General features: G+C 56.1%; 13 protein-coding genes. 4 read left to right on the top strand and 9 right to left on the bottom strand.

The window, feature by feature from the left end:
* The first annotated feature begins 169 nt into the window (after positions 1-169).
* Both KIH39_RS18815 and KIH39_RS18810 read left to right on the top strand, forming a co-directional pair.
* A complete protein-coding gene (locus KIH39_RS18815; RefSeq protein ID WP_213494770.1) occupies positions 170-475 on the top strand; it encodes a hypothetical protein in 306 nt (101 codons plus the stop codon).
* A gap of 105 nt (positions 476-580) precedes the next feature.
* Entirely contained in the window at positions 581-958 is a 378-nt protein-coding gene (locus KIH39_RS18810) for a CoA-binding protein (RefSeq protein ID WP_213494769.1), read from the top strand.
* Between the two features lie 9 nt (positions 959-967).
* On the opposite strand, the gene KIH39_RS18805 is transcribed toward KIH39_RS18810, so the two are convergent.
* The gene (locus KIH39_RS18805; RefSeq protein WP_246539342.1) at positions 968-1,276 is read right to left on the bottom strand and encodes a tetratricopeptide repeat protein; all 309 of its coding nucleotides are present in this window, start codon (positions 1,274-1,276) and stop codon (positions 968-970) included.
* A 122-nt stretch (positions 1,277-1,398) separates the two neighbouring features.
* Here KIH39_RS18805 and KIH39_RS18800 point away from each other — a divergent pair, with 122 nt between their 5' ends.
* A complete protein-coding gene (locus KIH39_RS18800; protein WP_213494768.1) occupies positions 1,399-4,149 on the top strand; it encodes a M14 family metallopeptidase in 2,751 nt (916 codons plus the stop codon).
* A 484-nt stretch (positions 4,150-4,633) separates the two neighbouring features.
* Here the strand turns inward: KIH39_RS18800 and KIH39_RS18795 are convergent, their stop codons facing one another.
* The 7 genes from KIH39_RS18795 to KIH39_RS18765 form a co-directional block, all read right to left on the bottom strand.
* Positions 4,634-5,050 (bottom strand): TIGR03067 domain-containing protein, encoded by a 417-nt coding sequence (locus KIH39_RS18795; RefSeq protein ID WP_213494767.1) that lies wholly within the window; start codon positions 5,048-5,050, stop codon positions 4,634-4,636.
* 37 nt (positions 5,051-5,087) lie between these two features.
* Positions 5,088-8,054 (bottom strand): hybrid sensor histidine kinase/response regulator, encoded by a 2,967-nt coding sequence (locus KIH39_RS18790; RefSeq protein ID WP_213494766.1) that lies wholly within the window; start codon positions 8,052-8,054, stop codon positions 5,088-5,090.
* Positions 8,055-8,094: 40 nt separating this feature from the next.
* Positions 8,095-9,588 (bottom strand): methyl-accepting chemotaxis protein, encoded by a 1,494-nt coding sequence (locus KIH39_RS18785; RefSeq protein ID WP_213494765.1) that lies wholly within the window; start codon positions 9,586-9,588, stop codon positions 8,095-8,097.
* A 95-nt stretch (positions 9,589-9,683) separates the two neighbouring features.
* On the bottom strand, positions 9,684-11,501 hold the full coding sequence (locus KIH39_RS18780; RefSeq protein ID WP_213494764.1) for a chemotaxis protein CheW: 1,818 nt from the start codon (positions 11,499-11,501) through the stop codon (positions 9,684-9,686).
* A gap of 115 nt (positions 11,502-11,616) precedes the next feature.
* Positions 11,617-11,982, bottom strand: coding sequence for a response regulator (locus tag KIH39_RS18775; RefSeq protein ID WP_213494763.1), 366 nt, complete (start codon positions 11,980-11,982; stop codon positions 11,617-11,619).
* Positions 11,972-12,550 (bottom strand): hypothetical protein, encoded by a 579-nt coding sequence (locus KIH39_RS18770; RefSeq protein WP_213494762.1) that lies wholly within the window; start codon positions 12,548-12,550, stop codon positions 11,972-11,974. The genes KIH39_RS18775 and KIH39_RS18770 overlap by 11 nt, the downstream gene beginning before the upstream one ends.
* 32 nt (positions 12,551-12,582) lie before the next feature.
* Positions 12,583-13,947 (bottom strand): response regulator, encoded by a 1,365-nt coding sequence (locus KIH39_RS18765; protein WP_213494761.1) that lies wholly within the window; start codon positions 13,945-13,947, stop codon positions 12,583-12,585.
* A gap of 304 nt (positions 13,948-14,251) precedes the next feature.
* On the opposite strand from KIH39_RS18765, the gene coaD reads away from it, so the two are divergent.
* Positions 14,252-14,761, top strand: coding sequence for a pantetheine-phosphate adenylyltransferase (coaD, locus tag KIH39_RS18760; RefSeq protein ID WP_213494760.1), 510 nt, complete (start codon positions 14,252-14,254; stop codon positions 14,759-14,761).
* A 19-nt stretch (positions 14,762-14,780) separates the two neighbouring features.
* Here coaD and KIH39_RS18755 read toward each other — a convergent pair whose 3' ends face one another.
* On the bottom strand, positions 14,781-15,398 hold the full coding sequence (locus KIH39_RS18755; RefSeq protein ID WP_213494759.1) for a glycine zipper domain-containing protein: 618 nt from the start codon (positions 15,396-15,398) through the stop codon (positions 14,781-14,783).
* Positions 15,399-15,499: the final 101 nt, after the last annotated feature.

The following is a 15,499-nucleotide window of genomic DNA, read 5'->3' as shown; positions in this document are numbered from 1 at the left end:
TGCGGATTCTATTGACTGAGTAGGTGTTCTATAGCTAATTATGAGTGATTTTTAACTTGAATGATGCGCCGTATTTCGAAGAATTGAAATTGAAACCAGATCCTCTGCGATGAGGTGTCGTAGGGGATCCATCTGGAACGAGCAGTAATAGCTCAAGAGGAGTATATCGATGCGTAAGTTTCTGGCAGTTGTGGTCGCTCTGATGTTGGCTGTCGGCGGCATCTTCGCCGAAGAAATCAAAGGCGCGATCTTCAAAGAATATAAGGATGGCAAAGCCACCTTCACGATTGAAGAAAAGGAAAAGAGCTTCAAGGTTGATCCCAAGGCCAAGATTAAGATGAAGAGCAAGGGCGGCGAAGAAACCGAAATTGAATTGACCAAGCTTTTCGAAAAGGCCAAGAAGGACAGCAAGTACACCATCACCGTTGATGGCGACAACCTTACCGAAGCCAAGCGCGAACGCAAGAAGAACTAAGCTTCTTTAACTTCCTGAGCTATATAATGAACCGTCTGTGTTTCACAGGCGGTTTTTTTACGTATCCTGAAATAAGAATCGCCCGCCTCTGATAGGAACTTGTCTATGTCCTCCATTGCCGTTATCGGTGCCAGCTCCGACCGCAAGAAGTATGGCAACATCTGCGTTCGGGCCTATACCGATGCCAGCTTCGACGTTTATCCCGTGCATCCCAGCGAGCCGATTATTGAGGGGCATACCGCCTATCGCAGCATCACGGATGTACCGGTCTACCTCGATCGCGTCAGTATTTATCTGCCTCCCGCCAAGGCTCTGGAAGTCCTGGACGAACTGGCGGAGATCGAAGTCGGCGAACTCTGGTTGAACCCGGGTGTCGATACTCCCGAAGTGGTGGATAAAGCGCACAACCTCGGCCTGAACGTGATCGTGGGCTGCAGCATCATCGATCTCGGCGTCAGCCCCGCCCAATACATGATGGGCTAAGCGATTCGCCTACTCCAGCGTCACCAGCAAACCTTCCATTTCCCCGGCGGCATGAGCATTGCCTTGGCGCCGGGCCGCTTCGATTCCTTTGCGCAATAATTCCACCGCTTCCGCATCGCGATCCAGCCGGTGCAAAATCTGCCCGGCCATCAGGAAGCCCGGCACGTACTCATCTTCCGCCAATAATTCCTTGAGCTTATTCGCCGCAGTGACATCGTCGCCACTGCTGGAATATTCCAAAGCCAGACCGTAACGCAAAAAGGAATCCTTGGGGTCTTCCGCAAGCAGTGCTTGCAACTGGGCCATGCGTGGCGTCATCGTAATCCTCGATATTGGGGGGGCGGATGGCTCCGCCCGAAATTTTTTCAAACTCGCGTTTCAAACCAGTAACATACGCTGAGATTATCGATAGGAAATAGATCCCTGGGGACCGCATAACTATGAGACTTTTCTCACGAAATTCCTTATTCGTCTTTTGGATCTTTGTCACCTCTCCCCAATTATTCGCGCAGGATCGTGGCCCGGCCCAGGCGATCACTACCCCGAAACAGGCCCTGGGCTTCAACGTCGGGGATGACTACCAGCTCGCCAATTACACGCAGCTACTCGATTACTGGAAGAAGCTCGAAAAAGAATCGGACCGCTTCAAGGTCGTCGAATTCGGCAAGACTGAAGAAGGCCGTCCGCAGTGTCTGGCGATTGTTACCTCAGCCGCCAATCATAAGAAGTTAGATCGGTATCGCGAGATTTCCCGCAAGCTTGCTCTGGCCGAAGGAGTGACGCCGGAAGAGGCTCGCAAGCTGGCTCAAGAAGGCAAATCGGTCGTCTGGCTCGATGGCGGCTTGCACGCCAGTGAAAGCCTCTGTGCCCAGGTTCTCATCGAAATGGCTTATCAGCTGACGTCAGGGAAAGATGCCGAGACACTGCGCTTTCTGGACGACACGATCATTCTGCTGGTTCATGCCAATCCGGATGGCCAGGATCTGGTTGCCAATTGGTACATGCGCGAGAAAGATCCCACCAAGCGAACACTCCAAGGCTTGCCCCGACTCTACGAGAAGTACGCCGGGCACGATAACAACCGCGATTTTTACGCCAACAATCTGGCCGAGACCATCAATATGAATCGCGTGCTCTATCGCGAATGGTTTCCGCAGATTATGTACAACCACCACCAGACCGGGCCCATCGGTACCGTGATGTTCATTCCGCCGTTTCGCGACCCGGCCAATTACAATATGGATCCGATGGTGCTCAGTGGCATCGACGCCGTCGGCGCGGCTATGATGAACCGCTTTCTGGCGGAAGGAAAGCCGGGCGTCACCGTTCGCAGCGGAGCTCCCTATTCCACCTGGTTCAACGGTGGCCTGCGCACCACGACCGGTTTTCACAACATGATCGGTTTGCTGTCCGAAACTATCGGCAGCCCGACTCCGTCGCGGGTGGCTTACCAACCGGCCAAGCTGTTACCTAAAGCCGATTACCTCTCTCCGATTGCTCCACAAGTCTGGCATTTCCGGCAGTCGGTCGATTACTCGGTCACGGCCAATAAAGCGGTGCTGGATTATGCTTCACGCTATCGGGAACACTTGCTGTACAACATTTATTTGATGGGCAAGAATGCAATTGATCGCGGCAATCGGGATAGCTGGACGACCACGCCGAAGATCGTCGAAGCGGCCCGGGCCAATCGTGGGGGTGGGGCCGCCGATTACGAAAAATTCTTCCACGACCCGGCCAAGCGTGATCCGCGCGGCTACATCATTCCATCCGATCAGCCCGATTTTCTGACGGCCACCAAGTTCGTGAACAAATTGATTCAGGCCGGTGTCAAGGTTCGCAAAGCAACCGCCGATTTCGAAGTGAACAAGAAAAAATACCCGGCCGGTTCGCTGGTCGTCAAATCGGCTCAGGCGTTTCGGGCTCATGTGCTCGATATGTTCGAACCGCAGGATCACCCCAACGATATTCCCTATCCCGGTGCGGCCCCCACTCGGCCTTACGATGCCGCCGGGTATACGCTGGCGTATCAGATGGGGGTGAAGTTCGACCGGATTCTCGACGGCTTCGATGGCCCGTTCGCTGAAGTTCCTGATGTGCTCGGCCCACCGCCGGGTAAGGTGCTCGATACAGAAGGAGCGGTCGGCTTTTTCTTAAGTCAAAAGACCAACGACTCTTTCCGGGCGGTGAATCGACTCCTTAAAGCGGGGGAAGAAGTTCGCCGATTGAAGGAGGAGTTTACGGTTCAGGGCATTAAGCACCCGGCCGGGATGTTCTTCATCCCCAAGAAGCCGAGTACACTGGCAGCGCTTGAAAAGATCGCCACCGAAATCGGCACTTCGTTTCGTGGTACGCCGACAGCGCCGGATAAAGAAGCGATCACCCTGAAGCCCGTCCGCATCGGACTGTGGGATCGCTACGGTGGCTCGATGCCCTCCGGCTGGACTCGCTACATCCTCGAAGGTTTTGAATTCCCGCACAAAGTGGTATTTGCTCCTGAGCTGGATAAGGGCGGGTTGGCCGAGAAATATGATGTGCTGATTTTCGTCGATGGAGCGATCACCGGTCGCTCTGGCCCGCGTCCCAAGGGAGGTGCCGGTGGCGGTGACAACGGCGAAATGGCCGAAGGCAAAGGTTCCAATCTGCCACCCGAATATCAAGGTCAGCAAGGCAACATTACCTCGGAGAAAACTATTCCCGAATTGAAGAAGTTCCTGGAAGCGGGCGGAACTATTCTGACCATTGGAAGTTCCACCAGTCTGAGCAAGGAACTCAACCTGCCGATCTCGAATTTCCTGGTGGAGAAAGATAACCCGGAGAAAGCTTTACCCGCCGAGAAGTTCTATGTGCCCCCTTCGATTCTCCGGGCGAAGGTGGATACCGCAAGCAATCTTGCCTGGGGTCTGGAGTCCGAGGTCGATGTGAACTTCGGCAGCAGCCCGACGTTCAAGCTGGGTGCCGATGCGGAGAAGGCCGGCCTGCATCGCGTCGCGTGGTATGAGGGGAAAAACGTCCTGCGCAGCGGATGGATCTGGGGTCCGGAATACCTCAACGGCGGCACGGCCATCGTCGACGCCACGGTCGGCAAGGGCCGGGTGGTCTTCTTCGGCCCGCAGATTCTGTTCCGGGCACAGCCACATGGCACTTACAAATTCCTGTTCAATGGGATCGTGCAGGCGGGGGTGAGGTAATTTGACTTGCCCGGATAGCTCGAAGCGAGCGATTGGATTTTATCCCCGGATAGCTCGAAGCGAGCAATCCGGGTCTTAAATCTGGAAGCCCTCCGGGCTTCAAAATACAAAACGCAAACAAATAGTGGGATGCCCGGAGGGCATCCAGATCGAAGCCTCGGGTTGACCGTTTCGGTCTACCCGGGGTAGAAAACGCCGTTTCGGTCCACCCGTGGAATATTCCGGTGTTCATATATTATGTACCCCTCCCGGATAGCTCGAAGCGAGCAATCCGGGTCTGAAATCTGGAAGCCCTCCGGGCTTCAAAATACAAAACGCAAACAAAAGGTGGGATGCCCGGAGGGCATCCAGATCGAAGCCTCGGGTTGATTCCTGATTTGTATTATTTTTTGTATGCCCGGAGGGCATCCAGATCGAAGCCTCGGGTTGACCGTTTCGGTCTACCCGGGGGGATTAAAATCCCGTTTCCATCACCCCAGCGAATTCATTCTTTCACCCTTTGCAGCGTCAGCGATGTCACCGTGGCTTCCGGTTTCTCGGAGAACTTCGTCGGCTTCTCCTCCCCCGATAAGGACCACGCCAGCTTCAGCGTGAGTAGCTCGAATTGATATATGCCACTCGCCTTGCTGGATCCTTTTTCTGATTCAATAAAAATGCTGGCGGGTTTGGTGGTGGGGTCGATGGTAAACTTGGCTTTTTCTTCAATGGCTCCATCCTGAATGATCATCGAGCCGTCTTTGAAGGTGACGGTCATTTTTTTCAGATGGGCATCGTCCTGGGTTTCGCCGCGCTTGGTAGCTAAGAGAACCCGCCATTTTCCATCGAAGCGTTTGATCTCCTCGGCCGGCTTCTGAGCCAGCACGCAGCCGCCGAAGAGCAGAAAGAAAACAAGCGTACGCATCGGTTCATCTCGGACGGAATCGAAAAAATTCACACCCTTAATATAGGGCCGAGACCGCCGATGCCCGCACGATGTCGCGAATGATCTGAATCAGCTGATCGTCCTGATACGGTTTGACCAGATAGGCATTGGCCCCCAACTCCATGGCCTTGCGGCGATGCTTGTCGCCCGCGCGTGAAGTCACCATGACCACGGGAATCTCTTCGAAACCCTCCATCGAACGGATGGTCGAAAGGAATTCGTAACCATCCATGCGCGGCATCTCGATGTCGAGCATGATCGCATCGGGGTATTCGTTCGCCTGATGAAGAAATTCCAGCGCTTCGATCCCATCTTTCGCGGAAGAGGAAGTCCAGTTGACGCGCTTGAAGATCGAACTGACCACCCGGCGCACACTCGGCGAATCGTCCACAACCAGTACGTTCAAGCGGCGGTCGCTGTCGAGCGACTTTGGCGTGTACGCAGGACTTTGCGGGAGTGAGGCCAGAAACTGCCGGGGTCGATATTCGCGATCCAGATCGGAAGGATTGACAATCAGAACTACCGAGCCATCCCCCATAATGGTGGCCCCGGCGATTCCGTGCACCTGCCGGACGTGGGTCCCCAAATTCTTCACGACGATTTCGCGGCCCCCCTGCAGATGATCGACGGCCAGTGCGATATCCCGCTCGCCGGTTCGGATAATTGCGACCGGCAACCGTTTGACATTCTCGTCGACCGGCTTCTTCAGGTTCAGCGCGTGGCCCAGATGCACCAGTGGATAGGTTTCGCCATTCACCGTCACAATCGGTTTATCGTTTTCCATTTCCAGCATCTCGGGCTCAAGACGAAGGATCTGTTTCACAGCGCCCAGTGGCAGGGCAAATGTCTGATCACCCGAGCGCACTAACAAGGCTTTCATGGCCGCGAGTGTGAGCGGCAATCGAATGGTGAAGGTCGTGCCCACCCCGAATTCCGAGGTGATTTTCACCGTTCCCTTGAGCTTATGCACGAGGTTATTGACGATATCCAGGCCGACGCCGCGACCGGAAATTTCGCTGATGGTTTTAGCGGTGCTGAAGCCGGGAGCAAAAAGGTATTGGTAGATTTCCTGATCGCTTTGCTGGGCCAGATCCTTAGCAGAGGCTATCCCGCGCGAGGCGATGACTTCGCGCAATTCGTTCGGGTTGATTCCCCGACCATCGTCGAGGATCTGCAGAACGATCTGTGAACCTTCGGGGAAGGCGCGAATCCGTATGGTGCCTTCTTCCGGTTTCCCGGCTTGCTGGCGAACTTCCGGAGTCTCAATCCCATGGTCGACGGCGTTGCGCAGAATGTGCAACAGGGGCTCGGCCATATCATCCAGCACCGTCGTATCGAGTTCGGTATTCTCTCCCTCGATAACCAGAAGGGCCTGCTTGCCGCAGGTGTCGGCGGCATTGCGTATAGTTCGCTGCAACCTCGGGGCCAGCATGCCGATGGGAACCATCCGCACGCCCATTAACTTGTCCTGCACTTCGGAGCTCAGACGGGTCTGGCGAGTCAGGTAACCCTCGAAATCGCCGTTGAGAGCTGACAGCTCGGAGACGATGGACTGAACGTCGTTGGTGGTTTCGGAGAGCTCGCGCGAGAGCAGATGAAATTCGGTATAGCGATCCATTTCCAGATCGTCGAAACCGTAGCTCGGCATGTTAGCCAGCGACAACATCGGGTAAGAGCCGTTCTTACCGGGGAAGTTGCGCAACCGGCTGCTGGCCAGCGTGCGGGCTTCGTATTCGGTTTCCAGCTTGGTGGCCGCACGGCGCAGCCGCGAGGAGCTTAGCTGGAGTTCTTCGATCTGGCGGACGTAATTGCTGAGGCGTTGTTCGAATTCGGTTCGGCTGATGACCAGCTCGCCAATCAGGCGCACCAGATCGTCCAATTTTTCGATCGGCACGCGCAGAAACTGGCCCGAGCGGCGGGCTTTCTCGGGAGTCGCCGCTGCCGGAGCCGGAGCGACCAATTTGCCCGCAGCCAGAGCCGCCGCAATCCGCTCCAGTGCGGGAATCGGGGCATTCTTGGGCTCGGGGGGTCTTTCGACGGGTACGGCGACCGTCGCTGGGGCCTCGGCTTCGACGGCCGATTCCAGTGGGGTTCCTTGAAGGATCTGTTCGAAATCGCCGTAGAGGGCTTTCAGTTCGCTCGAACGATTCTGGCCCTTGGAAAGGTCTTCCAGCACGTCCGTCGATTTGAACAGGATGCTCAGAATCTCCGGGGTCGTCTTGCGTCCTTCCTCGTACATCTGATCGAGTAGATCTTCCATCCGGTGCGACAGATGGGTGATGTCGTGGAAGCCGACCATGGCCGCCGAGCCCTTTAGCGTATGAGCGCTGCGGCGGATCTGTTGAATCAGATCGCGGGCTTCCGGCTGGTTCTGCAATTCGGGAAGCAGCGTGGTGATATTCTTGAGGTGATCTTCCGCTTCCAACGCGAAGATTTCCAGAAGTTCCGGCGGGATGGGTTCGCTGCTGCTGTTTTCTTCGGCGACGGCGGGCTCGAAACTTCCCAGGTCGGGCTCGCCGGGATCGAAACCGAAATCCGGGCCCTCCTCGCTATAGTCCATCTTCAGCAAACGCGAAGGAGATTCGGCGGAGAAGGCGGCTGTGGGTTCTTCCCAGATTTGCGTCAGAGCCTGAAGATCGGAAGTATCCTCGTAATCGCCGTCGGCACAGCGCTCCAGATAAGCGCCGATGATGTTCAGGGTTTCCTGGAACAACTCGAGATTATCCGTGCTGGCCCACTCGGGATTCATCCCGATTTCCTCGGCCGCGCGCTCCAGCTTGTAACCCAGTTCGCTCAGTTCCGGAAGGCCGACCATCGAGGCCGCGCCCTTGATGCTGTGCGAGAGCCGGAAGACTTCCTGGATCGATTCTCCCTGGCTGTTATCGGCCAGAAAAGTCTCCAGATAACCGGGAATCAGCGTCAGATACTGCTTGGCCTCGGCGACGAAATCGGCCAGCAGTTCCGCATCGGGTTTCTTCTTCATCGGAGTATCTCCGGTACTGAAATCCATAGAGTTTCGATTTCTAGAACCGGGTTACCGGCATCGCTTCTTTGGGTTTGTTATTGCCGCCCACATTCGGCATGGAAGAGAGATCCAGGCCGGCCCGAGTTGCTCGGGGAGAATTCGAGGTGCCGTCTTCAGTCTGGCCGGTTCGCGGTAAGCGGAACATCGAAACCGATTGTCGAAGATCTTCTGCCAGTCCGGCGAGATTGGAGACTGCTAAAGCCGCGTTCTTGGTACCCGCCGCGGTCGATTGGGTGATTGCGGAAATTTCGTTCATCGACTTGGCCACCCCTTCAGAGGCTCTGGCCTGCTGACGGGATGCGGTCGAGATCGAGGAAATCAACTCGGCCAGTTTCTTGGAAACGGCTTCAATTTCCGCCAGCGATTGACCGGCCTGCGAAGCGAGGCGAGAACCTTCCACCACCTCCTGAATACCCTTTTCCATGGCCCCGACCGCTTCGTTGGTTTCCGATTGAATCGTCTTCACCAGCGTGGCAATCTTGCGGGTGGCATCGGTCGACCGATCGGCCAATCGTTCCACTTCCTCGGCGACCACCGCAAAGCCGCGGCCCGATTCCCCGGCCATCGAGGCTTGGATCGAAGCGTTCAAAGCGAGGATCGAAGTGCGGTCGGCGATATCGTCGATCAACTGCACGATCTGTCCGATTTCCTGCGTCGATTCACCCAGCCGCTTGATGCGTTTTGCCGTTTCCTGCACCTGATCGCGAATGCGGTCCATCCCGGAGATGGTATTCTTCACGGCCGAGTTACCAGCCTGGGCATTCTTCAGAGCCTGCTCGGCCACTTGAGCCGAGACGATGGCGTTTTCCGAAACCTGTTGAATCGAGCCCGCCATCTCTTCGACGGCCTCGGAAGTACTGACGATCTGCTTCGATTGCTGTTCGGTACCGCCCACCAGATTCTTCGCGGAGGAGTAGACATCGGTGGCCGAGCGGGAAACCTGGCGAGTGGTCTGCTGCACGTTGCCGATAACCATTCGCAACTGGCCGATCATATAGTTGAACGAGTCGGCGATGGCGCCAGTCACATCGGCGGTCACTTCGGCTTCCTTAGTGAGGTCCCCATCGGCGACGCCGGAAACTTCTTCGAGCAGTTTCATAACTGCGCCCTGCATCCGATCTCGCTCTTCGCGCGACTGGATGAGGCTTCGCATGTTATCCATCATGGCGTTGAGGCCGTTGGCGATCTCGCCGAGTTCATCCCCGGTGATCACTTCGGCTCGGGCGTCGATATTCCCGACTGAAATCTGCTCGAACATGGCGCGGATCGACTGCGTCTGCCGATTCACCGAGCGGGTGATCGCATACATCAGCCAGCCGGCCAGGCCGCCCCCTAAAAGAATGACCACGAAGGCAGTGACCGAAGACTGTTCGCCCCGACCACCCGCGATGGTCAGATAAGCGAGCATCAGGATCGGCATGGTCAGGGCCACGGCCACGAGAGTCAGTTTCTGCCAGACGCGCAGGTTGCTGAATTTCGATAAGGGGTTCATCAGTTCTACCTACTCTCAATAGAGTTCGAGATCTACTCAATCGGTTAATACTCTCCACGCTCGTACGGGAGCGGCGGAGGTCGGCCGTCAGGCCATTAATAAATTTCAAACTGCCGCATCTGGGGAGAATTCAACATCTCCTCCGTCTGCAGAAGCGATATCTCCAGACCTTGCGATTCGACTCGGCCGCGCACGAACGGCGACGCGATTTCCATAGGCTGCAAGGTCTGTTCGTTCAAATTTCTCAGGCCGCGGATGCGATCGACGATCAAGGCCGTCTGCACGCTGCTTTGCTGGCTACGCACGACCAGAATTCGCTTCTCGGCCGTATCGCCCGAGGAATTGATTTGCAGGAAGCCTGCGAGATCGACGACCGAGACGATCTCGCCTCGTATGTTCGCCAGGCCTACCAACCAATCGGGTACGTTGGGCACCGGTGTCGTATGAGGAGCCCGGCCGACTTCACGCACGACAGACATCGGCAGAGCAAAATCGGAATTATGAATGCTGAAAACGATGTGCTGACTGGTTTCGACAGTCGCATCGGCGGCCCCGCTAACTGCGGGAAATCCCACGTTGAGTCGAGCTTCCATCGACGCGATGAACTGTTCCTGAATCTCGCGCTTGCGGTCGGTTTGCTTTTCGATCGTCAGCGACCGGCTCGATTTGATGCGTGCACCGCTGGCCGTTCGAACTTCGACGTTCAACTCGGCGATTCCCAGTTGAGCGGTCTTGAAGCGAACGGGATAGGAGACTTCCGAGTTCGGCTGCATGGCCGGCCCCGTCCAGCTCAGGCGACGACGGACCGAATCGATGGAACCGCGCTCGAACTTGAGTGGCTCAAGGTGGGCCGAGTAATCGAGATACACTTCGTATTGCTCGGTGCAGGCCCGGCCGAAGTTGGAAAGCTCGAGTTGAAATTCGACTTCCTGATCCTGAGCCGCCCGAATTGGCCCCGGGATGCGAAGTTCGAGCTTGGGGGCCAGGACGACGATGGTCCGTTCCACCTGGCAGGAAGTATTATCGGAACCGCTGAGTTCGAAGAGGATGGTCTGCGGACCTTCCTGCGTGGCTCGCACCCGGTAGCTGAATTCGTAAACTTCTCCCGGCAGCAATAAACCGATTTCTTCCTGAGTCGGAGCATTTTCCCCGAGCTTCAAGCCGGTCGGCAGCAGTCCGCGAACAATGGCGTTCTTCACCGGCCAGTTGCCCGAATTGCGAATTTGCAGCCGGACGGTTTCCCAGGTTCCCATCGGCATTTCAATGGGACCATCTGCCACTGCCGACAGCCGCGGCCGGGCGATGGGCGTTTGAAAATGCAGCGATTGCTTGTAACCGGCTTCAAAGACGGCGAGGTCGGACGGGTTGATGACCGCACCTTCCTCGGGCTGAATCACCAGTTGAAGGCGGATTTCCTGGCCCGGATCAACGCGGCCGAAACTCCAGATGATGCGATTGCCAACGACCGCCGCTTTCGGTTTCACATCCAGTAATGCGACATTCGCGGGCAGATCGTGTTCGATCTTAAACTGAAAAGCGGGGCGCGGCAGCGAAACTTTGGCGATGAGCCCGTAAACCAGGGGATTCTTGACGGCTTTTTTCAGAGCTTCGGGAGGAAGTGTCGATGCATTCGGCACATTCGGGGCTTTGGCGGTTAAAGCATCCCGCTCGATTTCATCTCGGCGAACGATCAGCGTGGATTGCCGAACCTTGCGGATAATCGTGGGGGAAGAAGGGACCAGTCCCGAACGAAATTCCTCTCCCGAAGTTTCGTTGTTGAGCCAGCCGGGAAGAGGAGATTCATTCCCGTCCGGGGGACTCGGCGGAGCCAGCCAACCAATACTCGATGGCTCGTCTGCACCGGGCAGAACCAGCTCGAACGAGATATTTTCCTCTTCTTCTGGAGGTGTCATAGCAGCGGCAACCCCGTTGCAGTGCCGCACAGGACGGCACAAAATATTTGAGAGTCTGGAAGAAATCTAGGACATCATTTCGGGCGAGGCAGGAAAATTCCGCGCGGGAAAATGCTTACATGAAGGCACCGACACTGGAAAGCAGTTCTGCTTCTTCAAAAGGCTTGGTCACATAAGCATCCGCACCCTGCTTCATGCCCCAGTAGCGGTCGCTATCCTGACTTTTGCTCGTCAGAAGAATGATTTTGATGTCCTTGGTCTCGGCCGAGTTCTTCAATTGCCGGCAGACCTGGAAACCATTTTTCTTCGGCAGCACAACATCCAGGAGCATCAGCCGGGGCTTCTCGTGCGAAGCCTTCTGCAGAGCTTCATCGCCATCGATGGCCGTGACTATGCGATAACCCCGATTGCGCAAAGCATTGGTCACAATCTTGAGTTCCGTGGGAGAGTCGTCTACGATCAGAATGGTGTTATTCGTCATGTCCTGAATTCCTTCGTACTTCCGTTTCAGTTAAACCGTAGGATCTTAAAATTCGCTGCACGTCGACGCAGAAAACCGCGGCGGCTTCCACCCAGATTCGGGCGTGCCGCCGATCGGCCAACTGGCTCGTGAAAAACTCGAACTGAAGATACAACGCTTCTACAAACAAGTTCAATACCCGGGCGATCAGCCCCTTCTGGGCAGCGAATTCGCCGCTCGTCAACGAGCGCTGAAAGCGTCGGCGTCGCAGGCTCGGTAACAGCTCGTTCGAGTCCTGATAAAATTCCAGAATCGTCGCCTGCAACTTCTCGTGCCGATGGTTGATGCCAAACCGCTCGTTGGCAAACTCCACGATACTATCCACCAGCTGGTACACCGTCTGAACGGCTCGCTCGGCATCGGCCGGAAGTTCGACCTGTCGCAGAATTTCGCGCTCCTGATCGAGCTTCGTCAAAAAATCGCACAGCTCCGTCAGAAATTTTTCAGAATCGGGAAGCGCAGCGGCGGGGACCGCTCGGGGAGCCGAACTGGACGGTGCGACAGGACTTGGGCGAAGGATCGAACTCATAACTTCCCGTTGAACTTATCTCGCGGTGAATTTTAAGCGGTGACGGCCATCCCATCCGCCGGGCAGTACTTCTGCACGACTTTCAGCAAAGCATCGGGTTGAAAGGGCTTGGTCAGATAAAGGGTCGAACCTGCCATTTTCCCACGAATTTTGTTGTAAAAACCATCCTTGCCCGACAGCATGATCACCGGAATTTTGGACGTTTCCGGCTTCTGACGGATCAGCTTGCAAAGCGTGTAGCCATCCATCCCGGGCATGTTGATATCGAGGAGCACCAGATCGGGAGTGCCCTGTTCCTGCATGCGAGTGACCGCTTCGTTGCCTTCGCTGGCTTCGACGACCCGGTAACCGTTTTTGATCATGGTCATGGCCACCAGCTTGCGAATCGTCGGACTGTCGTCGACAACCAGGATCATCCGCTTGGACCCGGAATCCGAGGATAACGGCTTCGGCGTCGGCGGACGCATCGCTCCGGCCACGACCGGGTTCGATTTCGCAGGCACGCGAATCGAAGCCCGCTCCGGGGTGGTTTTTCTCTGTTCGAGCTGCTGTAAAAAGACATCGAGCGCTTCATTATCGGGCTGAAAGCGAAGCGCCGCCGTGAAGTGATGGATCGATTCATCGATCCGGCCCAGATTCAGACAGGCCAAACCGAGATTGTAATTGGAAGCGTAGTCGGGCTTGGTCCGCAGCTGCATCGTCAGTTTCATGACGGCGGTGCGAATCTTCTCGCGATCGACATCCGGCGTAAAGGTTTCCAGATTGATCTGATGCGGAACCTGGATCGCCCGGCAATTGGGGCAGCGATTGAGTTTGACTTCCGCACCTGTGGAGCAGAACGGACAGATCCAGACGGCCGAACTTTTCTCGAGGGAAATTGGAGGCGGTGAGAGCGGTTCCGGCGCGGGAGTGACCGGCGGCGCTTTGGGAATCTTGTTCTGGTAGTAAGTGACCCCGCTCTTGGCTCTTTCGTTGTTTGGATTGATCTCCAGAACGCGGAGAAGATAGCCCAGGGCCTCTTCGGGCGAATCCGTAACCCCCGCGAGCCACATGAGAGCCACTTCGTTACGCGGCTCCTCGGCGACCACCAACCGTAGCAGATCGCGAGCCCCGCTGCGATCTTGAGCCTTGGCCGCTGCAATCCCCGCCTGCAGCCGAACCGTCTTAATGCCCGTCAGTGCCCGCTCGTTCCGGGGATTGATTTGCAGAACTTTTTCCAGAAAGCGAAGAGCTTCCGCAGGTGAATCGGTCACCCCGGCGTACCAGAGCCAGGCAATTTCGTTAGTAGGATCGAGCGCAGTGCTCTGGCTCAACAGTTGCCGCGTCCGTGGTTTATCGCCCGCTCGTGCGGCGGCAATTCCTTCACGCAGTAATTCCAATGCTCGTGCTTGAGACACAACCTGCTCCTCAGTGGCGATCGTCGGCCGCTAAGTTTTAACGCCCGCGACAATGCCCCGAACCGCGGAAAGCCTCGGCTTATTTGCGGTGGAACATTTCTCTTCCCCATGCGCAATATAGATCGCAATTTTTGTCTGTGCGCTGGCGCAATAAATAATTCGCCCCGAATACAACCCCTGATTGGCCCCCCACGAACTGCCCTAGGTGAATTTCATGGCCCGACTTAAAATAGATCCAAGTACGTTTGGGCGAGAGAATTTCCGCTTCAAAAAATGATCGTTTCCTTATCCCGGCAGGTTGGTCATGAGCACGCTGAGTCCCCGCCGCGCCGTCTACACCGGCGTCTTCGATCCGGTCCACTGCGGTCATCTGGATGTCATCCAGCGGGCCAGCAAAATCATGGATGAATTAATTGTGGGAGTGGGTGTTAATCCGGATAAAAGCCCCTTCTTCAGCCTCGACGAACGCGTCGAACTGCTTCAACTCGTCACCAAGCCATTCCCAAATGTGGTCGTCCGGCCCTTCAAAGGCTTGGCGGTTCGGTTCGTCCGGGAGGTGGGGGCTGGCATTATGGTGCGCGGCCTGCGCACCCTCAGCGATATGGAATATGAATTTACCATGTCGCTGATGAATCTGAATCTCGATCCGGGAATTGAAACCATTTTCCTGATGGCCAAGGAAGAGTTCTCGCACGTCAGCGGTTCGCTGCTCCGGCAGATTGCTCTCCTGGATGGTGATATGAGCAAGTTTTTGCCCCAGGAAATACAAAAGCCGTTGCGGGAACGTGCCCGGCAACGGCTGAGTGTCTCTTAACTCGCCCGCAGTTCAACTACTAGCGAATATAAGTAAATCGGAAGCTGGCCGCTGGTGGAGGCGGCGGTGGGGGAGCTACATAAACCGGCTGCTGGACGTAGACCACATCAGGCGGCGGTGCTTGTCGCACGATGACCGGCTGTTGAGTCACCACGGTAACCTGCTTGGCATTCTGCATCTCCATGATCACCCGGTTGCTGACGCCATTCTGTGTCAGGTACTGGATGTCCGCCGCGGTCAGTTTATAAGTAGAGCCGGTTGTGCGGATCTGATTGATAATCACATCATCCGGCGTTCCACTGGCCACTAACTGGCGAACATCTTCCACCGTAAGCGGCGGCTTCGCGTTAGCAGCGGCCTGAGCCTGGGCCAGTTTCGCCTGCTCGGTCTTCTTCTCCTTCTGGTCCATATCGTTTCCGATCAGACCACCGGCCGCGGCCCCCGTGATACCACCGATGAGGGCGCCTGCGCCTGTATGGCCCGACGCGGAACCAATCGCCGCACCGAGGCCCGCACCGGCACCGCCGCCAATCAATGCTCCATTACCGGTATTGGACAAGGACGAACAACCCGTCGAACCCATGGCCACTACCGCAAATAACGCAAGGATACAGTAATTACGGTCACGCATTTTCATTAGAGTTTTCCTTCCTTGGCCCTGAGCGCAGCCAATCACCTACATCATCGTCTCAACAATGCCCGAGTCATGAGTTGCCGTCAATAGGTTTTAATCTTGTT

The organism is Telmatocola sphagniphila (genome assembly GCF_018398935.1).
Taxonomy (GTDB): Bacteria; Planctomycetota; Planctomycetia; order Gemmatales; family Gemmataceae; genus Telmatocola; species Telmatocola sphagniphila.
Note: the sequence above shows the minus strand (reverse complement) of the source record. Positions and strands in the feature narration are given on the sequence as shown.